The sequence below is a fragment of the Wolbachia endosymbiont (group A) of Cydia splendana genome (assembly GCF_947179475.1).
Classification (GTDB): domain Bacteria; phylum Pseudomonadota; class Alphaproteobacteria; order Rickettsiales; family Anaplasmataceae; genus Wolbachia; species Wolbachia pipientis.
In genome coordinates this window covers 533,184-558,354 of the sequence record NZ_CAMXBP010000001.1, presented here as the reverse complement: position 1 = coordinate 558,354, position 25,171 = coordinate 533,184, and the positions used below count along the sequence as shown (strand labels likewise).

The 25,171-nt window shown below is 35.8% G+C and carries 15 protein-coding genes, 1 rRNA gene and 3 pseudogenes; 11 read left to right on the top strand and 8 right to left on the bottom strand.

The annotated features are described in order from the left end of the window. Positions 1-27 precede the first annotated feature (27 nt). Positions 28-2,793: ribosomal RNA gene (locus OM961_RS02675) — 23S ribosomal RNA — on the bottom strand. Positions 2,794-3,128: 335 nt separating this feature from the next. On the opposite strand from OM961_RS02675, the gene OM961_RS02670 reads away from it, so the two are divergent. The 3 genes from OM961_RS02670 (at position 3,129) to guaA (ending at position 8,609) form a co-directional block, all read left to right on the top strand. Next, the gene (locus OM961_RS02670) at positions 3,129-4,205 is read left to right on the top strand and encodes a methyltransferase domain-containing protein (protein ID WP_012673083.1); all 1,077 of its coding nucleotides are present in this window, start codon (positions 3,129-3,131) and stop codon (positions 4,203-4,205) included. A gap of 58 nt (positions 4,206-4,263) precedes the next feature. Further along, positions 4,264-6,048, top strand: coding sequence for a ribonucleoside-diphosphate reductase subunit alpha (locus OM961_RS02665; RefSeq protein WP_264339312.1), 1,785 nt, complete (start codon positions 4,264-4,266; stop codon positions 6,046-6,048). Positions 6,049-7,046: 998 nt separating this feature from the next. Further along, positions 7,047-8,609 carry a glutamine-hydrolyzing GMP synthase gene (gene guaA / locus OM961_RS02660; protein WP_264339311.1) on the top strand — a complete coding sequence of 521 codons (1,563 nt, stop codon included), beginning with the start codon at positions 7,047-7,049 and terminating at the stop codon, positions 8,607-8,609. A gap of 642 nt (positions 8,610-9,251) precedes the next feature. On the opposite strand, the gene OM961_RS02655 is transcribed toward guaA, so the two are convergent. Then, a complete protein-coding gene (locus tag OM961_RS02655) occupies positions 9,252-9,965 on the bottom strand; it encodes a TerC family protein (protein ID WP_264339310.1) in 714 nt (237 codons plus the stop codon). Between the two features lie 397 nt (positions 9,966-10,362). On the opposite strand from OM961_RS02655, the gene OM961_RS02650 reads away from it, so the two are divergent. The 7 genes from OM961_RS02650 to OM961_RS02620 all read left to right on the top strand — a co-directional run bounded on the left by OM961_RS02650 (position 10,363) and on the right by OM961_RS02620 (position 18,877). Beyond that, positions 10,363-10,545, top strand: a complete 183-nt coding sequence (locus tag OM961_RS02650; protein ID WP_006279522.1) for a hypothetical protein — start codon at positions 10,363-10,365, stop codon at positions 10,543-10,545. Between the two features lie 185 nt (positions 10,546-10,730). Beyond that, positions 10,731-11,546, top strand: a complete 816-nt coding sequence (locus OM961_RS02645) for an ankyrin repeat domain-containing protein (protein ID WP_264339309.1) — start codon at positions 10,731-10,733, stop codon at positions 11,544-11,546. Between the two features lie 275 nt (positions 11,547-11,821). Next, entirely contained in the window at positions 11,822-14,332 is a 2,511-nt protein-coding gene (gene mutS / locus OM961_RS02640; protein ID WP_264339587.1) for a DNA mismatch repair protein MutS, read from the top strand. A gap of 703 nt (positions 14,333-15,035) precedes the next feature. Further along, positions 15,036-15,170, top strand: coding sequence for a hypothetical protein (locus OM961_RS02635; RefSeq protein ID WP_010962423.1), 135 nt, complete (start codon positions 15,036-15,038; stop codon positions 15,168-15,170). Between the two features lie 37 nt (positions 15,171-15,207). Then, a complete protein-coding gene (locus tag OM961_RS02630; protein WP_264339586.1) occupies positions 15,208-16,386 on the top strand; it encodes a ribonuclease D in 1,179 nt (392 codons plus the stop codon). 295 nt (positions 16,387-16,681) lie between these two features. Next, positions 16,682-17,269, top strand: coding sequence for a dephospho-CoA kinase (gene coaE, locus OM961_RS02625; RefSeq protein WP_264339308.1), 588 nt, complete (start codon positions 16,682-16,684; stop codon positions 17,267-17,269). Between the two features lie 141 nt (positions 17,270-17,410). Next, a complete protein-coding gene (locus tag OM961_RS02620) occupies positions 17,411-18,877 on the top strand; it encodes an IS4 family transposase (RefSeq protein ID WP_264339580.1) in 1,467 nt (488 codons plus the stop codon). 259 nt (positions 18,878-19,136) lie between these two features. Here OM961_RS02620 and OM961_RS02615 read toward each other — a convergent pair whose 3' ends face one another. Then, positions 19,137-19,280, bottom strand: coding sequence for a hypothetical protein (locus tag OM961_RS02615; RefSeq protein WP_179947529.1), 144 nt, complete (start codon positions 19,278-19,280; stop codon positions 19,137-19,139). 144 nt (positions 19,281-19,424) lie between these two features. On the opposite strand from OM961_RS02615, the gene OM961_RS02610 reads away from it, so the two are divergent. Further along, entirely contained in the window at positions 19,425-20,828 is a 1,404-nt protein-coding gene (locus OM961_RS02610) for an NAD(P)H-dependent flavin oxidoreductase (protein ID WP_264339307.1), read from the top strand. 48 nt (positions 20,829-20,876) lie between these two features. Here the strand turns inward: OM961_RS02610 and OM961_RS07575 are convergent. The 5 genes and pseudogenes from OM961_RS07575 to OM961_RS02580 all read right to left on the bottom strand — a co-directional run. After that, a pseudogene (locus OM961_RS07575) lies at positions 20,877-21,238 on the bottom strand (transposase); the annotation flags it as partial. A gap of 14 nt (positions 21,239-21,252) precedes the next feature. Next, positions 21,253-22,652, bottom strand: a pseudogene (locus OM961_RS02595) (IS4 family transposase). Between the two features lie 91 nt (positions 22,653-22,743). Next, positions 22,744-23,158, bottom strand: a pseudogene (locus OM961_RS02590) (IS3 family transposase); the annotation flags it as partial. A 224-nt stretch (positions 23,159-23,382) separates the two neighbouring features. Then, positions 23,383-23,676 (bottom strand): transposase, encoded by a 294-nt coding sequence (locus OM961_RS02585; RefSeq protein WP_007548709.1) that lies wholly within the window; start codon positions 23,674-23,676, stop codon positions 23,383-23,385. 170 nt (positions 23,677-23,846) lie between these two features. Further along, a complete protein-coding gene (locus OM961_RS02580; protein ID WP_264339305.1) occupies positions 23,847-25,019 on the bottom strand; it encodes a porin in 1,173 nt (390 codons plus the stop codon). Between the last annotated feature and the right edge of the window lie 152 nt (positions 25,020-25,171).

The window sequence follows — 25,171 nt, the reverse complement described above, 5'->3', positions numbered from 1 at the left end:
TTAACACTGCATACACACATATAGAAAGCAAATAAATCAATCAGGCTATTAGTACTAGTTAGCTTCACATGTTACCATGCTTCCACACCTAGCCTATCAACGTGGTAGTCTTCCACGGCCTTAATTGGGAAATCTTTTTGAAGAGGGTTTCTTGCTTATATGCTTTCAGCAATTATCCCATCTATACATAGCCACCCAGCGATGCTATTGGCATAACAGCTGGTACACCAGAGGTATATCCATCTCGGTCCTCTCGTACTAGAGTCAGACCTTCTCAAATTTCCTTCACCCACGGCAGATAGAAACCGAACTGTCTCACGACGTTCTAAACCCAACTCACGTATCACTTTAATCGGCGAACAGCCGAACCCTTGGGACCTTCTTCAGCCCCAGGATGTGATGAGTCGACATCGAGGTGCCAAACGGTGTCGTCGCTATGAACGCTCGAACACCATCAGCCTGTTATCCCCGGCGTACCTTTTATCCGTTGAGCGATGACCCTTCCATACAGAATCACCGGATCACTATGACCGACTTTCGTCTCTGCTTGGCTTGTCAGCCTCGCAGTCAGGCAAGCTTATGCCATTATACTATCAAGCTGATTTCCGACCAGCTCTAGCTTACCTTCGCACGCCTCCGTTACTTTTTAGGAGGCGACCGCCCCAGTCAAACTACCCACCATACAATGTCCTAGTTCCAGATAATGAAACATAGTTAGATATCAAAAGTGTAAAGGGTGGTATCTCAAGGTTGACTCCATTATAGCTAGCGCCATAACTTCAAAGTCTCCCACCTATCCTGCACATCACACTTTTAATAGCAATGTAAAGCTATAGTAAAGGTGCACGGGGTCTCTTCGTCTAACCGCGGGTACCCCGCATCTGCACGGGGAATTCAATTTCGCTGAAGTGATGTTGGAGACAGTGGAGAAATCGTTACGCCATTCGTGCGGGTCGGAACTTACCCGACAAGGAATTTCGCTACCTTAGGACCGTCAGTGTTACGGCCGCCGTTTACTGGGGCTTCAATTCGGAGCTTGCACCCTTCCTATTAACCTTCCAGCACCGGGCAGGCGTCAGACCCTATACTTCCACTTACGTGTTTGCAGAGTCCTGTGTTTTTAGTAAACAGTCGCTACTCCCTATTTTGTGCCACCTACTCATAGTTGCCTAAAAGCAGGTTACCCTTCTTCCGAAGTTACAGGTATAACTTGCCGAGTTCCTTCAACATCATTCTTTCAACACCTTAGTATACTCTACTCATCCACCAGTGTCGGTTTGCGGTACGGCCTCATAAATATAAGTGCTATTTCCTGGAGCTTCTTTTAAGCATAGATCAATCCAATAAGATCTATACAAATACGAAACCCGTCACACTTAAGAGGTTTAGGAATATTAACCTAATTGCCATCGACTACTCCTTTACGGACTCGCCTTAGGAACCGACTAACCCTACGCAGATTAACTTAACGTAGGAACCCTTAGATTTTTGGTGAGAGTGTTTTTCACACTCTTTTACGCTACTTATGTCAGCATTCTCACTTCCGATATCTCCAGCAGTTTTCACAAACCACCTTCACAGACTTACGGAACGCTCCGCTACCGCGCCTATTGATCGAAATCAATAAGCACTCACATCTTCGGTATACAGCTTTAGCCCCGGTACATTTTCGGCGCAGAAAAACTTATTTAGACAAGTGAGCTGTTACGCTTTCTTTAAAGGATGGCTGCTTCCAAGCCAACCTCCTAGCTGTAATGGTTTTTCTACTTCCTTCCCCACTTAGCTGTAATTTTGGGACCTTAGATAGTGATCTGGGTTGTTTCCCTCTTCACCACGGACTTAGCACCCGTAGTGTGCCTGCTGTATAATTAATTGTTGGTATTCGGAGTTTAGTTAGATTTGGTAAGACGGTGAATCCCCCTAGTCTATCCAGTGCTCTACCCCCAACAACATACATACAACGCTCTACCTAAATAGATTTCGCGGAGAACCAGCTATTTCCAAGTTTGATTGGCCTTTCACCCCTAATCACAACTCATCCAATAATGTTGCAACATTAACTGGTTCGATCCTCCAGTGTGTTTTACCACACCTTCAATCTGGTCATGACTAGATCACTTGGTTTCGGGTCTAATCCATAAAACTAAAACGCCCTATTCAGACTTGCTTTCGCTACGCCTACACCTAACGGCTTAAGCTTGCTTCATAGATTAACTCGCTGACCCATTATGCAAAAGGTACGCTGTCACTCTAAATATCAATAAATTGATATAGAGCTCCAACTGTTTGTAAGCACTTGATTTCAGATTCTATTTCACTCCCCTCCCGGGGTTCTTTTCACCTTTCCCTCACGGTACTTGTTCACTATCGGTCGTTAAGGAGTATTTAGGCTTGGAGGATGGTCCCCCCATATTCAAACAGGATTTCACGTGCCCCGCTCTACTCAAGGATTTAAAAACTTTCTACTTATACAGGACTATCACCTTCTATGGTTACTATTTCCAGAGTATTCTAATTCTTATTCTTAAATCACTAGCCTTTTCCGCTTTCGCTCGTCACTACTAACAGAATCTCGGTTGATTTCTTTTCCTTTGGCTACTTAGATATTTCAGTTCACCAAGTTTGCTTTACATACTTAGTACGTAATAACTAGCTAAACTAGTTGGGTTTCCCCATTCGGAAATCTGCGGATCAAAATTTGTTGACAATTCCCCACAGCTTATCGCAGCCTGCCACGTCCTTCATCGCCTCTTAACGCCAAGGCATCCATCAAGTGCTCTTAATAATTTATTTATCCGACTATATGCAGAATATGCAGAGTTAAATATTATTAAAATTGAATTGAGATTAAATTAATCTCTACCATAAAACTTGTCAAACATCTAAAAACTAAATTAATCTTTTATATGTTATAACCTAATAAATAATATGTCAACGCCTTTTTGCACAAAACATTTACTTATATTATCAACAACAATATACTAGCAATCCTAAACAGTATAATCTGAGAAATATGTGGTAAACTTATATATACAGTAAAAATTAATAAAAAAGATATTTTGTAAGATAAAATGTGTTAAAATCAATTGCCTAAAAATGATAATAAACATTCGGAGTATTTCTAACGTATGAAAAGTAATCTCTCTTTTATAAAAAACGTTGCTTTAAATTGTATGTCTAAGCTCATTGGCGTATTAAATATTAAGAAAGTAAAACACTTCATTGTGAATAAATATAATACTCTTCATAAAGAAATGACAGTGCTTCTTAAAAAATCTAAGAACCTGTTAAACACCAACATTGAAATCGGTTTATATCACTTTTATAAAGGTAGCATATCAGATGCAAAGTTACGATTTTGGTTAATTAGCATATTTTACCCCCATTTACCTATAGTCTGGTATAACATCGGAAGGTGTCATTTTGCGGTAGGGAATACTAACAAAGCTTATAATTATTTAACAAGGGCACTAAAATTAGATAATGACCACGAGGAGGCGTCTTACTATATAAAAAAAATGACAAACTCAGCGCCTATTACAGAATTGCCAAAAAACCTCATAAGACAATATTTTGATTACACAGGTGAATATTTTGTTGAGCATTGGTTGATTGCCAAACAATATAGAGGGCATGAACTTGTACACATGATAATTACAAAAATCTTCAACAACTCCACTTCTGAGCTCAATATACTCGACCTTGGTTGTGGAACTGGAATATGTGGTCATTTCTTGAAAATAAATAGTATTGGAAACCATATAACAGGAATTGACATTTCAAGTAGAATGCTAAATATCGCAAGAGGATGCTTTATAAAAGGTAAGCCTGTTTACAATGAATTAATACATATGGAAATGAAAGAGTTTCTTAAACAAGAGAAAAACCAGCAGTATGATGTAATTATCTTTGCTGAAGTGCTACATTATCTACATGACTTTCAAGAAGAGTTGGAATTAGCAAAAAGATCTACGAGCAAAAAAGGAGTTATTGTATGTTTAATAAGAAGAAAGGAAGGTGAAGGTATTGACTTTGTAAATAAAGGAGACTATTTTCGTCACTCAGAAAGTTATGTTCAACATGTTGCAAAAGAAATAAATATGCAAATAAGTTATATGAGTTACTGTAAAATATATGGCAGTCAGGTTGACGGTATCTTGTTTGCATTACAGCATCAACAAGAAAATCCGAAAAACCTAACTTAAAAATCGCTCAAAATGACTTTTAAGTATCTATATATAATAAAAGAATAAAAGGAACTTTATGAATAACATTACCATTAATTACGCAAAGGACAGCAAATTAAACGACTTTGGAAAAGCAGTTCTATCAGACAGGTATTTAATAGAAAATGAAAGTTATCAAGACCTCTTTGCACGTATTGCTAATTACTATTCTGATAATAAAGAACATGCGCAGCGTCTTTATGACTACATGAGCAACTTGTGGTTCATGCCTTCAACACCAATACTCAGCAATGGTGGCACTAAGAGAGGGTTACCTATCTCTTGCTTTCTTAATGAAACCGAAGACAGCTTGCAGGGAATAGTTGATCTATGGAACGAAAATGTTTGGCTTGCTGCACGTGGAGGAGGCATAGGTAGTTATTGGGGAAATTTACGCTCAATAGGCGAAAGCGTAAAGGGTAGCGGCAAAACATCAGGAATTGTTCCATTTATTGTAGTGCAAAATGCTCTAACGCTTGCAATTAGTCAGGGATCCCTAAGGCGAGGAAGTTCAGCAGTCTACCTTCCTGTATCTCATCCGGAGATAGAAGAGTTTCTAGATTTACGCAAGCCAACAGGCGGTGACCCAAATCGCAAAGCGTTAAATATACATCATGCTGTAATAGTAACAGATAAATTTATGCAGGCTGTTGAGAATGATCAAGAATGGAATTTAATAAGCCCTCACAACAATAAGGTTATTTCAACTGTAAAAGCGCGGGATATATGGATCAAAATATTAACAGCAAGAGTTGAAACTGGAGAACCTTACATTATTTTCCTTGATGCAACAAATAACAATAAGCCAGAATCTTACAAAAAGCTCAACTTAGACATCAAGATGTCAAATCTATGCAGTGAAATAACTTTAACCACAGGTTATGATCACCTGAATAAGTCACGCACTGCTGTGTGTTGTCTATCATCCGTAAACCTTGAGTACTACGAAGAATGGAAAGACAATAAACTCTTCATAGAAGATATAATGCGCTTTCTTGATAATGTATTGGAAGATTTCATAAATAAAGCACCGAATGAAATGCAGCGAGCAAAATATTCTGCAGCCAGAGAACGCAGTATTGGTCTTGGTGTGATGGGCTTTCACTCATTTTTACAAAGCAAAATGGTTCCTTTTGAATCAGTAACAGCACAACAATGGAATAAAAAAATATTTAAGTATTTACGCGAGCAAGCAGATATAGTTTCTAAAAAATTAGCAGAAGAAAAGGGAGCATGTTCTGATGCCAAAGAAGTTGATCTAATGGAAAGGTTTACACACAAACTCGCTATTGCTCCTACTGCCTCGATCTCCATTATTGCAGGTAATACCTCCCCTGGAATAGAACCATACGCAGCAAACGTATTCATACAAAAGACACTTACAGGCTCATTTGTAGTGCGAAATAAATTCTTGCAAAAACTATTAGCAGAAAAAAATCAAGACAATGATAAAATATGGTCTTCAATTTCAACAAACGAGGGTTCCGTTCAGCATTTAGATTTTCTTAGTGAGCATGAAAAATTGACATTTAAAACAGCGTACGAGCTTGACCAAAGATGGATTATAGAACATGCAAGTGATAGAACTTCGTATATTTGTCAATCTCAATCAGTAAATCTGTTCTTACCTGCCAACGTACATAAACGTTACTTGCACAAAATACACATGCTTGCTTGGAAAAAAGGATTGAAGAGCTTATATTACTGCAGATCACAATCAATGCAGAGAGCCGATAAGGTCTCGCATGACATATTCAAAAAAAGTGAAATATTGCAACAAAAAACAGATATTGACTACGATGAATGTCTGTCATGCCAATAGCGGCCTTACTCAAAAAAAGTAGAGAGAAAGTTAAGCAAATGGGTAAATAGACTTCTTGCATAACCATATAACGCACTTTTATTGGGAATAGAAACGAAAAAACTTTCTTGACAAACTCCGCCAGCTCCATTATCATAAAACTGAAGCTATTTATTTATCTTCGCAATCTGTGCAGGTTAATGACAAAAAACTTAGGGTATTTGGCGTCTCATGTTTAATTTTTCGTACTACGTGCATCGCATGTCTTTAAAAATTTTTAGGTTTTTACCTATATAAGCCGAAACGCGCTTACAAAGCGTTTAAGACAGCAAAAAACGTCAAATTGACAAGGGAGAATTTGAATGCTAGCTACTACGGGGTTTCTTTGCCTTTTTTCCTGCTTAGTAAATTTCTTAAACACTTGCGGTGTAGGTTAGTTGCAAGTTAAAAGCAGCTAAATCGCTCTTAATCAAGCGTTTTAGAATAAAAAAAACGCCGATATTTTAGTACATAGTAAATAGCCAACCACCATGGGGCTTCTTTTGCCTTTTTTTTCACTTGGTAAATTTCTTAAACATTTATTGCTAAACGACAATCGTCATCCCGCTACTTGTTAGCGGGATCTATTGCCGAGATACCGCGAATGAATCGCGGTATGACGGTTCGCGGTGGCATGACGATAAAGTTTATACCTCGTCATCCCGCTGCTTGTTAGCGGGATCTCTTGTTAGCGGCTGAGATACCGCGAATGAATCGCGGTATGACGGTTCGCGGTGGTATGACGGTTCGTGGCAGCATGAAGATAATCCCGCTACTTGTTAGCGGCTGAGATACTGCGGCGGTATGACGTAGATTGCTGTCATTCCGCTACTAGTTAGCGCCGCAGCGGTATGGTGTAGGAAAATTAGCTATATAGCTAACTTGTACCACGCGTTAAAGCTTTTAAACAGGTCTTGGTTTACTTACTCCATTATTTTCTTTATTATCAGATATCATTTTAAATAATATGGAGGAGCAAATTGTCAGCAATTGCCATTATTGATTTTGGTTCACAGTTTACACAGCTTATCGCAAGACAAGTAAGAGGAATGGGTGTTTATTGTGAGATATTTCCAAGCAACATCAGTTTTGAAACAATATCAAAATTCAATGGGTTTATTCTCTCTGGAGGACCACAATCTGTAAATGATGATTGTTCTGAAACAAGTAGAGTAGTACATGAAATTATAAAACTTAATGAGGCAACAAGCGTTCCTATACTTGGAATATGCTATGGACAGCAACTCATTTGTCATTATTTTGGAGCAAAAGTAAAAGAGAGTTTCAAACAGGAGTTTGGTAGAACTAAAATCAAGATACTAAAAGAATCCCCCATTGTAAAGGATACCTGGGATGTTAATTCTGAAGTGGATGTATTAATGAACCATGCGGACAGTGTTGATACTATACCACAGGGATTTACTGTTATCGCATCAGGTGTGATAAATCAAACAATTGCAATGATTGTCAACGAACAGCGGAAGATTTACTGTACTCAGTTCCATCCTGAGGTTAAGCCCACAACAAATGGCAGTAAATTGCTCTCTAACTTCTTGGATATTGCAAATTGCAAAAGAGACTGGACAATGAAGTCGTTTATTGAGGAGCAAAAGGAAAAAATCAAAAATGTAGTAGGAGAGAAAAAAGTAATCGCTGCAGTAAGTGGTGGGGTTGATTCAAGCGTTGCAGCGGCTCTCACACATAAAGCTATAGGAAAACAATTGAACTGTATTTTTATCGATACTGGGTTGTTACGCAAGAACCAAACCATCGCTATGTTGAAAGAGATTCCGATAAATTACGTTGATAAATCAAATTTATTTTTGAGTAGGTTGAAGGGAATAACTGATCCAGAAGAAAAGCGAAAAATTATCGGTAACACTTTTATTGAAGTGTTTGAAGAAGAAGCAAAAAAAATAGGTGATGTGGATTTTTTGATGCAAGGTACCATCTACTCTGATGTAGTTGAGTCAGGGCATGCCTCAAACAACACTAGTACAATTAAGTCTCACCATAATGTTGGTGGGTTGCCAGAAAAGATGAACCTGAAGCTAGTGGAGCCTTTACGCTACCTCTTTAAAGATGAGGTAAGGCTACTTGGAAAAGAAATTGGGCTTTCAGATGAGATAATATTTCAACATCCATTTCCTGGACCTGGACTTGCAGTGAGGATTATAAGTGAAGTCGATGAAGAAAAGGTGCGAATATTGCAAGAAGTAGATGAAATATATATTAATACGATGAAAAATTACGATCTATATGATAAGATATGGCAAGCTTTTGCTGTATTATTACCAATAAAAACTGTAGGCGTTATGGGAGATGGTCGTACGTATGGATATGTTTGTGCTTTAAGGGCTGTAACATCATCTGATGGTATGACAGCCGATGCATTTCCATTTGAAGATAAGGATCAACACTTGCTAGTATTTTGGGATTTTTTACGCAATGTCGGCAGTATAATTGTTAATAATGTTCCCGGAGTAAATAGAGTTGTTTATGATATCACTTCTAAACCACCCGCAACTATTGAGTGGGAGTAAATCAAAAAGATCCCGCTGCTTGTTAGCTCTTACTATTACCCACAAATAAAAACATAATATTGTATTTACTCAAATAATTTAATTTTATTAACCTGAAAGCTTATTAGATTAAAATTATTAAACTAAGAGTTATAATTTTAGCAACTAAAAGCTGTAAATTGCACCATATAAACAGTTATTTCAAGCAAAAGTTATGCCATTAAGAGCTATGCAACAAACATTTATATTTGTGGGTAATAGTAAGTTGTTAGCTGGATCTAGAGATACCGCGAATGAATCGCGGTATGACGGTTCGCGGCAACATGACGATAACCTCGTCATCCCGCTACGTGTTAGCGCTTACTATTACCCACAAATAAAAACATAGTATTGTATTTACTCAAATAATTTAATTTTATTAACCTGAAAGCTTATTAGATTAAAATTATTAAACTAAGAGTTATAATTTTAGCAACTAAAAGCTGTAAATTGCACCATATAAACAGTTATTTCAAGCAAAAGTTATGCCATTAAGAGCTATGCAACAAACATTTATATTTGTGGGTAATAGTAAGGTGTTAGCGGGATCTAGAGATACCGCGAATGAATCGCGGTATGACAGTTCGCGGCAACATGACGACAACCTCGTCATCCCGCTGCTTGTTAGCGGCTGAGATACCGCGAATGAATCGCGGTATGACGGTTAATTTTCTTTATTTTGCTTATAATTTCCACAAGCAGTGCAAACATAAATGAAGAATACAAATATCCTTTTGGTAATTCTATATGAAATCCATGAAGTATGAGGTACACACCGACAAGTAAAATAAATAAAATGGCGATTATTTTTAACCCTGGGTTAGATTTGATTAACTGGGCGGTATAACTTGATAAAAACAGCATTGCTAGCATGGAAAATGTAAATGCTGTAGCAATTATTACCATGTTATAAGTTAGTGCTATAGCAGTTAATATCGAATCAACCGAAAAAACTAAATCTATTAATATAATTTGTAGCACAACTAAAAAAAATTTTGATTTAACGTTTGCTTTCTTTTTATTTTTCTTACATACAAAGATGTCATCCCGTAACTCCATAGAGCTCTTAACAATAAGGAATAATCCCCCTGCGATCATAAGTAAATCCCTTGCTGATGCAGTGTGAAATATAGGTTTTTGCATTGATAATATAGATGATGTAAAAAATAGTATTACAAAACGCATTAATAGTGCTAATCCAAGGCCCATAAGGCGCACTCTTTCTCTCAGCGCATTTGGTACCTTATCTATTGCTAGAGAAATAAAGATTAAATTGTCTACACTAAGTATAGTTTCAAGTAGTGTAAGTGTCAGTAAAGTCCAAGCATCAGTTAGCATTTTTGTTTCAAATTCGGTTCTTCTTACTCTACAATAGATGTGTAAAAATTAAGTGACTTCACTCAGAAGTTTTATAGCAGTTCTCCAGAAAAACAGGATATATAAAGTTCAGCAGCTTCTTCTATTTTCGTTTTTGAGCAAAATCAATAATAAGAGAGTTTCTTATTTTCATGCACGCAAATAAGATAAAGCCTTATTTTCATTTTTGACTTTATTTGAAAATAATATATACTATAAAAATAGTGTGCTCGGTTGAATGAATGTATATTAAAGGATCACCATCAGGCAAAGTATTCGCTGGTTATCAGGCATTTATACCAAGCCCCTTGCCACCAAAATTTGAATGGGACAATGATTTAGTTAATAGTCTTTAAACCCTTACTTTACTATAAGGAAAGTGGTTGAAAACTTAGGTGTCGTATTTACAACAGCCCAAAGAGCAATCGTAAAGCTTGAAGATTTAGGCATCGTTTCACAAACTTCTCAAGGAAAGAGAGATCGGGTTTATTGTGCAACTGATATTTTGAATATTCTAGAAGAACCAACTAAGATTACAGAGAACTTCGATAGCACATTGTAGCTATTGTGATGAATAAATTCAGCAAACAGCAAGCTTAAAGAGTCTGATCCAATGGACATGCTGAACAAAAAGTAAGGAGCTCCTTTTGGAGGATTATATTAACTTATTAATTAATTGCTTGACTTTTAGCAGGATTTATTATATTATTTATTAATGAGTAATGCAATCAAACCAAGGAGGATAGCATGATAAATAATTTGGATTCAATAATTCTTGGAATAAAAGATGGTGAAAAGGCGATTGAAGATTTAAGGGTTGTTCTTAAAAAAAGAAAAGAAGAAGTTATTACTACACAGACATTTAATTACGCTTTACGATGCCCAAAAACTACAAAGGAAGCGATAGTACACGAAATTCTGCTTCATTTTATACAAAATCCTGGCGAGCAATCACTAGAACAAGTGATACAATGCTTAGATAGAGCAATACAATCTGGGATATATGCAAAAAACAACCCAATAAGAAATCTAGATGAAGAATTTCGTACTCATATAAACTTTAAAGATGAAGAGGGAAATACATTACTACATCATGCAGTTATAGGTAATAAAACTGAAGAAATAACCACCCTTCTTGTTACATATAGTGCAAATCCTTTGATACAAAACGCGGATAATAAAATTCCTTCAGATTTAGCTCAAGGAAAAACAAAAGAAGTGCTTATTAAAAGTATGAAAAAACAAGCTCATACGAAAAAAGAAAGCGCTATGATAGGCAGTTTAGTGCCTGGCATAATGATTGGTGGTTTTCTTGGTGTTGTACTTGGAGCTGGTGTGTATGTTGCAGTAAGTCTTTCTGGTGGTATGATACTAGGTGTAATGATAGCATCTGTTCTTGTTGCTAGTATAGCTGTTGGGCTGGCCATGTATTTTTTGAGTCAAGACTATGAACAGGCTAAAGCGATAGAAAAAACTATTAGCACTGTTAGCTCTGTTAGCTCTGAAATATCTGTTGGTGCTGCAAATGGTAAAAATGATAAAGAAGGGCAACAACTTACATAGAAAAAGCTATAGTATTTTTCAAACTAAATAATAAACCTTGTAATTAGGATATTCTGGATTCCAGCGTCACGCGCTGGAATGACAACTGCGTTTTTTGTTTTTTTGTCATCAAATACTCCTACTCTTTATGTCATCCAAGTGTCCTGACTACTTGGATCCAAGAAATTTAATTGTTTTAAATTTTTCCCTCTATACACCTATTTAAAATTTATGTTATCCACATGTGCAATATAATCTATAATAACGTTTATCAATACAATATATTAAAAAATATTATGAGCTTCGTAAAAGAAAAAAACACCCCTGTGATGGAGCAGTATTTGAACCTGAAAGCTCAATACAAGGATCATCTGCTATTTTATAGGCTAGGAGATTTTTATGAGTTGTTTTTCGATGATGCTATTAAAGCTGCGAAATTGCTGAATATAGTGCTCACTAAGAGAGGTAATTCGTGTGGGCAAGAAATACCAATGTGTGGAGTGCCAGCACACAGTAGTGAGTCTTACCTGCACAAGCTAATAGATTTAGGATTCAAAGTAGCAATCTGTGACCAATTAGAAACTGCTGATGAAGCAAAAAAGAGGGGCTATAAATCCATAGTAAAACGTGATGTAGTGCGAGTTGTAACTCCAGGTACAATTATAGAAGATTCACTACTGGAGGATAAAAGCAATAATTATCTCGCATCCATAGTTGAACAAAATGACGAATATGCTATTAGTTGGCTTGAATTATCGACGGGAAAATTTTTTCACACTTTAACGAGTTTGAAAGCTCTAGATAGTGATTTATTGCGTATATCACCAAGAGAATTATTAATTTCTGAAAAATTCATTGAGGACGAAAAAATTAGATCGATTTTAAAAAATTATAAAATATCAATTACACAACACGTACAGAGTTTTTTTGAGTATAGTAAATCTCACAGAACGTTATGCGAGTTTTATAAAATCAGGGAACTTGGGAGTATAGGAAATTTCAGCAAAGTAGAAATCATGGCGTGCGGTGCACTGCTTGAATATGTCAGAGTAACACAAAGGGGCTCCATTCCAAGGCTTGAATTCCCGAAAACCTATAAGCAACAAAATTTCATGCTTATTGATGCTTCAGCAAGGAGAAATCTTGAGTTATTCTCAACTCAATTTGGTGAAAAGAAAGGTTCACTAATTTCAGTTATTGATCACACAGTTACAGCTTCTGGTGGACGCCTGCTCAAACAAATGCTCGCTTCACCACTTGCTTGCTCCAAGGCAATCAATTTGAGGCTCAGCACCGCTCAATTTTTTGTAAATAATCATGATTCACGCAAAAAAATACGAGAGATATTATCTAACATTCCAGATATTGAAAGGTCTTTATCGCGCTTAATACTAGGGCGTGGTTCACCAAAGGATATGAACCTATTAAAAATAGGCCTAGGAAAAACTTTAGAGTTGTCTGAGTTTCTGTCTACCTTGCATAATTATTGTTTAAGTGAAAAATCAGAAATTAACTCTCAGATGTCATTCCAGTGCTTGACCGGAGAAAAGGAACCAGTGTCTACTACTCAGGTGATAAGTAGTGACGAGAGTGAACTCAGCACAATACATAAGAGCCTTGGCAATCATAAAGACCTATTTGAACTGTTAAATAGTGCTATACTCGATAATAACCTCAGTTCCGTGAAAGAAGGAGGATTTATTCACTCAAAATACAACTCAGAATTATCTGAGTTATCCTACATATTAAATAATAGTAATAAACTAATAACCAAACTCCGTGAATCTTATCGCGACCTAACTGGCATTGCCGCACTCAAAATATTACACAACAACATACTTGGTTATTACGTTGAAGTGTCGGCAAATCACAAAATAACTTCGGATATATTTATTCATAGGCAAAGCTTAGCAAATAGCATGCGCTACACTACTAATGAATTGAAAGAACTAGAAAATAAAATTCTTACGGCACGTGATGCTGCAATCGGCTTAGAAATGAAAATTTTTAGTGAACTGTGTAGTGAAGTTGCTAAAGAGTCTGAAAAAATTGCTCTTGCTGCAAATGCTTTGGCAAAACTTGATATTAGAACCGCATTTGCAGAGCTTGCAGTGCAAAATAATTACGTAAAACCCATTATTGATGACAGCAAAGAGTTCAATATCTGTAGCGGAAGACATCCAGTGGTTGAAGTTAACGATAAATTCATTGCAAATAGCATCAATTTAGCTGGTATACATCTAATTACTGGTCCTAATATGGCTGGAAAAAGCACTTTCTTGAGGCAAAACGCTCTCATTGCAATTTTAGCTCACATGGGGTCATTTGTGCCAGCAGAGAGTGCACATATTGGAGTGATTGACAAGATATTCAGCAGGGTTGGCGCAACGGATAATATAACAGCTGGTTATTCTACCTTCATGGTAGAGATGATCGAAACAGCAACGATAGTAAATCAGGCAACGGACCGTTCCTTGGTGATACTTGATGAAATTGGTAGGGGCACAGGGGTGTATGATGGATTATCTATTGCACAGGCGGTGATTGAACATATTCACAATGTAAATAAGTGCCGCGCCATTTTTGCAACTCATTATCATGAATTAACTAAAGTAAGCAAATACTTGAAGAACGTGAAATGTTTTTGTGTAAAAATAAGAGAGTGGAACGGAGAGGTTATCTTTCTACATGAAGTAATTGAAGGCATTGCAGATGAGTCATATGGAATACATGTAGCAAAACTTGCTGGTTTTCCTGATTCTGTTTTAAATAGAGCAAGTGAAGTGTTTGAGGAGCTGAAGGCTTGAATCATTATTATAAGTGAAGAATTACCTATACAATCGTGGTAGTAGCTATAGAAACGAAAAACTTGCTTGACACCCTTCGCCAGCGCCCTTATCATGATAGTGAAGCTATTGTATTTGCTTTCGCCAATCTGCAGATTAAAAGGTAAGGATTACTTAATGTATCGGCGTCTTATGTTCAATTTTTTGCAGTATATAGATACTGTATGTCTTTACAAAACTTCATCTACATCTAGATTTTTATCTAAATAAGCTGAACGCGCTTATAAAGCGTTACAAGACATCAAAAAATGCCAATACTCGACAGAGATAGTAAAAGACTAGCTAACTCGGGGATTCTTTGTCTTTTTTTCTGCTTAGTAAATTTCTTAAACATTTGCAGCGTAAGTTAGTTGCAATTAAAAGCAGCTTAATCTTGCTTGTCAAGCGTTTAAAACATAAAAAACGCCAATATTTTAAAGCGGATAATAACCCCAGGGCTTCTTTTGCCTTTTTTTTTATTCGGTAAATTTCTTAATATTTATAGCTAAACGACAATCGTCATCCCGCAGCGGGATCTAGAGATACCGCGGCGGTATGACGTAGGACTGCTGTCATCCCAGTGCTCCTTTTTTTGTCATCCCAGTCTGGGATCTATTTTGCATGTAACTCCAATTGTGTTTTGGCATAAAACGCGACGCGTATTAGACTTATTTGCAAGCAAAGCTTGCTAGATCCAAGTAGTCAGGGCACTGGGATGACAGGAGAAGGAAGCACTGGGATTGGGATGGAAAAGGCTATTTGTGTGATGCCAATGAGTGATAGAAAGTTCTGCAAGAAGTCATTAATTGCAAAAATTTAATATAAGTGGTAAAGTAGAACCACTGAATAAAAAACATATGTTAATTAATACAACGTCGGAGCTGGAGGACATATGTGAGGGGTTGATAGCAAAAAAGCCAAAATTTATAGCAGTTGACACGGAGTTCATTAGAAATAATTTAATCTACTACCCAAAATTATCGTTAATTCAAATTTCTTACGGAGAGAAGAGTTTTATTGTAGACGCATTAGTGCCAGAAATTGATTTATCATTCATTAAGAAAATAATGCTAAATCAGGGGATAACCAAAGTGTTTCATAGCTGCCGGCAGGATATAGAATCCTTACTCACTGTGTTTAAATGTATTCCCACTCCCATTTTTGATACCCAAGTTGCTGCTATGTTTTGTCATTATTATCATGACTTTATTGGTTACTCAAAAGTAGTGGAGCAATATCAAGGAATAGCACTGGATAAAATTAAAGCTAAAAATTCAGATTGGTTAAGGCGTCCGTTGTCCGAAGATCAGTTAGATTATGCAGTAAACGACGTGGTACACCTATATGACCTATACCAAATATTGTGCAATAAACTTGAAGAAAATAATAGGATGGGTTGGTTTCAAGAGGAGATGGAATCAATAGTTGATATAAATAAGTATTTACATAGCCCAAAAGATGCATGGAAGAGGATTAAATTTAATTATGAAGTAAATCCAAGATTGATACTAACTGTTAAAGCAGTTAGTGAGTGGCAAGAAACCTTAGCACAGCGCTATAATATGAACCGTAATAAAATAATCAATAATGCTGTAATAGCTGGTTTTATTGAAAAAAATATAGAGCATGTTGATGAGATTTTAGATGATCTCAAGAGGAATGCAAAAAATATAAAAGATGCGGATTTACTAGAGTTTGTGAATATTTTTAATGAAAATGAGAGAAATTGGATGCAGCAAAACAACACCTTATCGAGTAATTATGACAAATCTGTACTTGATATACTCTCAATTATTTTAGATAGTAAATGTAAAGAAAGTAACATATCAAGGAAATTAGTTTCTTCAAAAGATGAGTTAACCGGGTCAATATCTGGACAGACAGATAAATTATTCAAGGGATGGAGATATGATTTTTTTGGCAGGTCAGTTGAATCATTTTTGAACACAAGCTCAAAATTTGAGATTTCAGCAGTGAAATCCGCAAATAATATAACCAAAATTCAGAGTAATTTAGTGGAGAATAACTGTTGCTAAAGTAACTTAGATTTATCGACAATCGTCATCCCGCTACGTGTTAGTGGCTAAGAGATACCGCGGCGGTATGACGGTTAAGTAGGGTGTCATCCCAGTGCCTTGACTACTTCGATCCAGGAAAATTGATTGTGCACTATACAACATAAAAGCTGGATTCCAGACTGGAATGATACCACCTACAAATTGCAATGTTCGTATAGTTATGTGCTTGACACTGGGATCTAGAAAATCTAGTTAATATATATAGAGAAACCTTAGCTATAGTTTCGAAAGAAGTCTAATGTGTTTTTGTTATATGATTATAGGTCTAACAGGCGGAATTGGGGTAGGAAAGAGCTTTGTAACTAATTGCTTTCAAGAGTTTGGTGCTGCTGTATTTGATGCTGATTCTGTTGTACACCAACTTTATAAAGTGGATAAAAGCATAATAAGTTATGCAGAGAAAAATTTTCCTGGAGTGGTAGTAAATGGTGAAATAGATAGAACAGTACTGTCTAAATATTTCTTAGCCTACGATGAAAATTGGAAACAATTTCAATCTTTGGTTCACTCTGCTGTGCTGCGTGAATTAGAATTTTTTATTGCCAAGGAAAAAAAGATCGATAGAAAACTTTTAGTTTTAGATGTGCCACTTCTATTAGAAACAAAATTTTATTTATATTGCGACCTTATTGTTTTTGTTCATGCAGATAGCGTTGTGCAAGCTCAAAGACTTAACGAACGCAACACAGATAAAGAAAAGCTTAATCTAATCTCCGATGTTCAGTTATCTATTGAGGAGAAAAGGAAGATGAGTGACTTTATTATCGATACCAGTGTAAGCAAAGAGTATGTTTTTTCTCAAGTAAAAGATATAGTGGATTCATTAAACCTAAACACGTAGCTCTACGTCATACCGCCGCGGTATCTCTAGATCCCGCTAACAACTTACTATTACCCATAAGTATATAAATAGTAAAAAAGCTGATATTTTACTAATTCAACTTTCTATTATAAATGGATCTATGGTCTAAAAATGGAATATATGATGAAAAGAACTATAAATACTTCAACTGGCGAATGGGCAGAAAGTGAATTTGGAATTGTTAATTTTGGTGATATAAGATTAAGTAAAAGGCTTCTAAAAATAGTTAATAGTTTTGCTGAATCGCCTGAGCGTTCAATAAATCAAGCTTGTGAAGATTGGCATCAAAGTAAAGCAGCTTATAGATTTTTCCAAAACGATGCCATTTCTGAGAGAAAGATATTAGAAAGTCATATAATTAAAACTGTTGAAAGAGCTAAAGAATACTCAACTATCTTAGCTATCCAAGACACGAGTTATATCTCATATAAAAATCATAAAAAGACCGAAGGATTAGGGATTATAGCAGCAAGATTAACATCTAAAACAACTAATTTTAAAACACATGGATTAGTGATGCATACAACGTTTGCAGTTACAACAGAAGGACTGCCTATAGGATTATTGGATCAAAAAATTAGTACTAGACCCTCCTTAGCTGAAGACCTAAAAGAGTTGAAAAGAAGAAGCCATAATACTGCTGTTCCCATAGAAGAGAAAGAAAGCATACGGTGGATAGAATCACTTAAATATTCTACTAATCATCCTGGATTAAAGGATATCAAGGTAGTTACCGTCTGTGACAGAGAAGCAGATATGTATGATTTATTTGAAGTTGCTTCCACTAATCAATCTCTTTTTGTAGTAAGAGGAAATCAAAACAGAACAATAAATAAGAAGTCGACTTATTCTGAAAAAGGTGGTGAAAGGTTGTGGGATCTGATGAATCGCATGTCTTATCAAGGAGAAATACAAGTGAATATTCCTGCTCGCAATGATAAACCTCAAAGAACAACAGTTTTAGAAGTAAAGTTTAGCAACTTTGTGATGAATGCATCAAAAAATAACGCTAGACGTAAAACCCAAAAACTTCCTAATTTAAGTTTAAATGCTGTCTATGCTATAGAAAAATACCCCCCATTTGGCGAAGAGCCTGTGAACTGGATTTTGTTGACAAATATAAATATTAATAATTTTGAAGAAGCAGTAGAAAAAATACAATGGTATTGCTTAAGATGGAGAATAGAGGTTTTTCATAAAATTTTGAAATCTGGTCTTAAAGTTGAAGAATGTAGGCTCCAAGCAGCAGATAGATTAATCCGCTTTCTTACAATAATGAGTATAATTGCATGGAGAATATTTTTTATCACACTAGTAGCTAGAACAAATCCAAATCTTTCTTGCACTTTCATACTGACTGACGACGAATGGAAGGTTTTATATACCAAAATGCTTAAGACAAAAAACTATCCTGAGACACCACCACCTATAAGAGAAATTGTGAGGTGGGTGGCCAAGTTAGGAGGGTTTTTAGCTCGCAAAAATGACTTAGAACCAGGCCCTATAGCTTTGTGGAAGGGATGGAAACGTCTCTTTGATTTAGCAGAAGGATGGAAACTTGCTCATGAATTTTATACTTGTGGGTAATAGTAAGGTTTTGAAGCTTACTATTACCCACAAATAAAAACATAATATTGTATTTACTCAAATAATTTAATTTTATTAACCTGAAAGCTTATTAGATTAAAATTATTAAACTAAGAGTTATAATTTTAGCAACTAAAAGCTGTAAATTGCACCATATAAACAGTTATTTCAAGCAAAAGTTATGCCATTAAGAGCTATGCAACAAACATTTATATTTGTGGGTAATAGTAAGCGCTAACAAGCAGCGGGATGACGGTTGTCAGGATCCCAGCAGCCTCCCTCCCCTGTCATCCAAGTAGCCCCCTATGGTGTCATCCCAGTGTCCAGACACTGGGATCCAGGAAAATTGATTGTGCACTATAGCAACATTTTTGATCAAAAACTGGATTCCAGTGTCAAGCACTGGAATGACACCCTTCCGATGGGAACTGCTCTCAAACTACAACAGCGTGAGTAGCTATAGAAGCTTTAATGATACAAGAAAAAATAAACAGCTATCATTTTTTTAGTAATTAAGTAAAATAGAGTGAAAGATTGCGAGGAAGTTTTGAAAAATAAGATAAAAAAGATAGTAATTTCAGGAAAGGAAGTGTGGCCAATCATCGAGGGCGGCAAAGGCATTGCAGTTAGTGATGGAAGATCAAGCGGAGCATTTGCTGCAGCAGATGCTGTGGGTACATTTTCTGGTGCAAATGCTAAGCTTATTGATGATAATGGCGAGTTAGTGCCACTAATTTATAAAGGCAAAACAAGAAATGAAAAGCATAGTGAATTGATTGAGTATAGTATTGAAGCTGGAATTAGTCAGGCAAGAATAGCAAATGAAATATCAAAAGGTCATGGAAGAATACACATGAATGTACTTTGGGAGATGGGAGCAGCAGAACGCGTGCTTCATGGCATATTGGAAAGAGCAAAAGGCTTAGTTCATGGTATTACCTGCGGTGCTGGTATGCCTTATAGGCTTGGGGAAATTGCAGCTAAATATCAGGTTTATTATTACCCTATTATCTCATCAGTGCGTGCTTTTAAAGCATTATGGAAACGTACTTACCAAAAAATATCTTCCTATTTGCTTGGTGGAGTAGTGTATGAAGATCCATGGCTTGCTGGAGGGCACAATGGACTGAGTAACAGTGAAGACCCAGAGCTACCACAGGCTCCATTTGAAAGAGTTGCAGAGCTTAGATCTTTCATGAACGAGATCGGTCTTTCAGAAACACCAATTGTTATGGCAGGAGGAGTGTGGCATTTGAAAGATTGGGAACATTGGTTTGACAATCTGCAAATTGGACCAATAGCTTTTCAGTTTGGCACTCGTCCACTTTTGACGAAAGAAAGCCCAATTTCTGCAGAGTGGAAAAAGAAGCTACTCACTTTAGAAGAAGGTGATGTATTTTTAAATAAATTCAGTCCAACAGGGTTTTATTCATCTGCGGTGAGGAATAATTTGATACGTGAGTTACAGGAACGAAAATTACATCAAGTAAATTTTTCAGAAAATGCCAGCGAAGAATCCAATAGTGAATTTGCAATGGGTAGCAGAGGTAGGAAGATCTACCTTACTGCAAAAGACAAAGAACTGGCAAATACATGGACTAAAGCAGGGTACACAGAAGCAATGAAAACCCCAGATTCAACTGTTATTTTTGTGACGCCAGATAAATTTAAACAAATAAGAGAAGATCAAATCAATTGTATGGGATGTTTGAGCCATTGTTTGTTTAGCAATTGGAAAGATCATGGTGACCATTCAACAGGACGAAAGCCAGATCCGCGTAGTTTTTGCATACAAAAAACACTGCAAAACGTTATACACGATGGTGATATTGAGAACGAACTCATGTTTTCCGGGCACAATGTGTACAAATTTAAGCAAGATCCATTTTATGAGAATGGCTACGTACCGGCAGTAAAAGAACTGGTGGAAAGGATATTGACTGGGTATTGAGTCAGTGACCTTACCCAGAAAAAGTGGAGAGAAAGTTTGGAATGTTTTTTACAAAAAGAATGATGCATCAAATTGTTCTGGAATGCAATAGTTAATAGTGACGTTGTTTGTTATAAAAAATTTCTATGTATTCAAATATTGCAGTTCTAGTTTGTTGAGCAGAGTGTTGTGAAGTATCAATAAGTATTTCTCTTTTCAATGAGCTAAAGAAGCTTTCTGCAACAGAATTGTCGTAACAACAGCCTTTATTACTCATCTATATTCTTTACAGCTAAGAGATATTGATACCCTTGCGCAGTATATTGTGAACCTTGGTCACTGTGCAGCAGTAGATTTTTAACAGGTTTACGCCTATTAATGGCCATTAATAAAGAGTTCATAACCAATTGTTTATTTATTGCACTACTCATTAACTACCTTACTATTACCCACAAATATGAGGTTCGTGAGCAAGTCGCCATCCTTCTGCTAAATCAAAGAGACGTTTATATCCTTTCCAAAGAGTAATTGGTCCTGGTTTTGGGTCATTTTTTCTTGCTAAATGGCCTCCAAGTTCATGAAACAGCTTCTTTTATGTTGGGAACTACACTTGGACATGGTTTTCTGTGTATTTTAACGTATAAAACTTTCCATTCTTCTTCAGCTAATAAGGTAGTACATGGTAATGTTGGGTTAGCTCTTGCAATTGATGTAATAAAGAAGATCCTCCAAGCAATAATACTCATAACTGTTAGATATCTCATTAGTCTTTCTGCTATTCCAAGCCTACATTCTTCAACTTTGAGACCGAATTTAAAATTTTATGTAATATCTCTATTTTCCATCTAAGGCAATACCAACTAATTTTTTCAATAGCTTCATCGAAAGTATTAACTGAAAGATTCGTTAATAGCATCCATTCTAGCGGTTTTTTTTTAAGGGAAGGGGAGTTTTCTCAACAACATAAACTGCATAAAGTGGTAATTTAGGTAGTTCTTCCGTCTTATGCCTAATATTATTCTTAGATGGATTCATCATAAACTTTCCAAATCTAACTTCCAAACGTGCTGTTCTTTTTGGCTTATTATCTTTTACAGGAACTTCAACTTCTACCGTACCTGTACAATGAGAGGATTTAATAAATGCCCATAACTTCTGCTCACCTTTTTCAGGATATCGAGATTTTCTATTTACTGCTCTATCTCTGCATGCTCTAACTAGCACTGCCGAATTAAGATTATGTGCAAGCTCAAAAAAGTCATATATATCTGCTTCTCTATCGCATACAGTTATAGTCTCAGTTTGAGTTGGATCAATAATATTATTTGTTTTTCTTAAAGTTTCCAACCACTTTACGCTTTCTTTATCTTCAATGCGATCGCTCTTTTTTTTAAGGTTCTCAGTTTCTTCAGGTCTTGAATAAACTTTTTGATCTAGTATCCCTAGTACCAAACCTTCTATACTAACGGCAAGAGCTGTATGCATTATAATACCTTTTGCAGTATCATAACTGGACAAATTTGCTAATCCGCTTGTTTTTTTATGGTTATTATATACAATGTAACTGGTATCTTGAATGACAAGAACCCTCTTGTGAGCTTTTATTCTCTCAACCGTCTTATTAATATGTGTAGCTAAAATATCACTTTCTTTTACATTCTCATTTTGAAAAAAACGGTATGCTGCTTTTGCTTCTGACCAACTTCCGCATGCCTCATTAATTGAGCTTTCAGGTAAACTTATCAAACTATCAGCAATCTTTACTAATCGGTCAGTTAATCTTTTATCTCCAAGTACAGCATCTCCAAATTCATTTTTAGCCCATTCATTACTCTCGTTTGCCATTTTTATACCCTCAATATTTGCAAACTTTAATATTGTAATACTTTATTTATAAGTACATTTATATTTGTGGGTAATAGTAAGATTAACTACCATACGTGAGAATTATTGCTGCCAAATATAGCCATCCCTCCTTGGTTTTGATGTAAGTAATCCCATACTTTATTTGGTTGATCAACAATAAAGTTTTGGTCTAATATATTGGGAGCTACAGCTCTATTATCTGTTTGTTGTTTTTTAATTTTAAACTTTCTTCTCAGTATAGCCCTGATGTCATTTTTCTGCATAATACTTTGCACCGTTTTCAAATTGCAACTTTTACCCAAAGCCTTCAATTCAGCATGAATTTTAGGAGCTCCATATCTACATTTAGAAACTTGATATATTTTTTGAATAGCTTCGAGTAGCTCTTTATTTGCTGATTCTCTACTGCTTATTTTTCTTGTGGTCCACTTATAGTACTTACTATTACCCACAAATAAAAACATAATATTGTATTTACTCAAATAATTTAATTTTATTAACCTGAAAGCTTATTAGATTAAAATTATTAAACTAAGAGTTATAATTTTAGCAACTAAAAGCTGTAAATTGCACCATATAAACAGTTATTTCAAGCAAAAGTTATGCCATTAAGAGCTATGCAACAAACATTTATATTTGTGGGTAATAGTAAGCTTATAGTAGCCACTAGCAGAAAATCCTACATAATTCCTGTACTTTATAGCAGTTACTATATAAAAAAATATTTTACTCTTTTTGACTGGCCAGGGCTTTTTTTTAAATGTCTCTTTCCCTTGTTACTCTTGCTTTGTAAATCAAACCTCTCTTTGTCATAAGGTGCTACATCTGGAAATGCATTTGCCGCTGACTTTTTTTCGTTATATTTCTTCATCCATTTTCCTAATACACTATCCCTTATTCCTAGATCTCTTGCTACTTTTGCAACTGGTTGACCTACCTTTCTTTGTTCATTTGCCAGTTTAACAGCTTCCAATTTGAATTCTGCTGTATATTCTCTTACCATTTCTAATCCTCCAAAATTTTATTTTACCCAAAAAAACTCTTTTCTTTCTCTCCACTTTTTCTGGGTAAGGTCAGTTTACTGGCCTCTCCATGAGTGAGATTGAAAAATTAAGTGGAAATCTGTGAACGGTTACCTTGGATGACAGAAAAGAGTGTTGGAAGGAGGCAATATTAAAAACTTAATTTCAGTCCAGCCAAGAACACATAACCAGAGTTGTTATTTTCTATTTTAGGCTCTTTTGTACTAAACTTTACAATATCGAAATAGTATGAAGTACCTAAAAAAAGAGAATTTTCAAGACTTAAAGCATATGATGTTAACTCGTTTGTACCTTCGCCTGCAATATCCCTACCACTACTAAAATATGTTAAGCTCGATTTGTAAGAATCAGAACGGTAAGCGATACCTGCATTCATATAATACGTATTATTTGTTTCAGGATTACGCTTCTCACCAGATTTACCACCATTACCATACGAAAAAATGCAATCAAGATCGAACAATTTTAGCTTCAAACCAAAATTCCAGTGTAGTAATTGATTGCGGCATTCATAATTTTTAGAAGTCCCATCTGAGCAATCAGTTAAATTTTCTCTTGCAAATTCACCAGTTAAGGCAGTAGTAAAACCTATATCATCTGACAAGCTGTTTTTATAGGAAAGGCCAGCAGCAATTAAATTGCTGTACTGTAAGTTATTTTTTCCTGGAACATAACTGAATCCGAGTTGAAAGTTATAGATTTCAGGGGAGATGTAGTTAATTGATGATTGTTTTAACCCTAGTTCGAGTTCATTATAATCGCTATAAATATTCGGCTTGACCCAGAACACCTTGTCTTGATCATATCCAGGGTCACCATCCTTTTTATGATCACCGCGCAAATTTGCATAGTTTGTCCAATGACCATTTACTCCTCCAGCAGCTGCATAAATTTTTGAAGTGTTAATTAACATGCTCTGACCAACTAAACTTCTTTTACCATATTCAATTGATCCAAGTTCCTGGTTTTTTATGATAAAATACCATTCCTCCATGTCTAACTTTTCTATGTCTAACGCTTTTAGGTTTGCAATACCAGAAACCCCTGCCTTAACATTAACCCCCATTTGAGTATTTGGATAAACTTGCTGTAAATAAAGAAAGCGCAAGTGTGAATAACTTGAAGTTTTATCCTTAGGCTTAGCATTGAAAGAATCTCTGTTGAAGGCGTAGCCGAATCTCAAATCTATTTTTCCGTCTAGTTCTGCATAAAATATTTCCTTATCCAAAATTGTTTTAGAGCTAGCACTATTCTGCAAAAACAATGATGAAAGCAGTGCTACCAGGTAGTACTTTAACTTCATAAATAAACTTAAATCTTTATAAAAATTTAAGTTTAAACTCAATATAAATAAAAAACAACTTTTCAGAAGGCACCGCTGGTAGATTTTGCTGCCTGTTTTTGAGCTATATTCCCATAAATTATTGATACACTTGGTAATTTTTGCATTAATAA

Coding starts and splice junctions, on each gene's coding strand:
- OM961_RS02670 (WP_012673083.1), top strand. CDS start 3,129: ATGAAAAGTAATCTCTCTTTTATAAAAAACGTTGCTTTAAATTGTATG.
- OM961_RS02630 (WP_264339586.1), top strand. CDS start 15,208: ATGTTAATTAATACAACGTCGGAGCTGGAGGACATATGTGAGGGGTTG.
- OM961_RS02665 (WP_264339312.1), top strand. CDS start 4,264: ATGAATAACATTACCATTAATTACGCAAAGGACAGCAAATTAAACGAC.
- OM961_RS02585 (WP_007548709.1), bottom strand. CDS start 23,676: ATGGTAAGAGAATATACAGCAGAATTCAAATTGGAAGCTGTTAAACTG.
- OM961_RS02580 (WP_264339305.1), bottom strand. CDS start 25,019: ATGAAGTTAAAGTACTACCTGGTAGCACTGCTTTCATCATTGTTTTTG.
- OM961_RS02620 (WP_264339580.1), top strand. CDS start 17,411: ATGATGAAAAGAACTATAAATACTTCAACTGGCGAATGGGCAGAAAGT.
- OM961_RS02655 (WP_264339310.1), bottom strand. CDS start 9,965: ATGCTAACTGATGCTTGGACTTTACTGACACTTACACTACTTGAAACT.
- OM961_RS02645 (WP_264339309.1), top strand. CDS start 10,731: ATGATAAATAATTTGGATTCAATAATTCTTGGAATAAAAGATGGTGAA.
- coaE (WP_264339308.1), top strand. CDS start 16,682: ATGATTATAGGTCTAACAGGCGGAATTGGGGTAGGAAAGAGCTTTGTA.
- mutS (WP_264339587.1), top strand. CDS start 11,822: ATGAGCTTCGTAAAAGAAAAAAACACCCCTGTGATGGAGCAGTATTTG.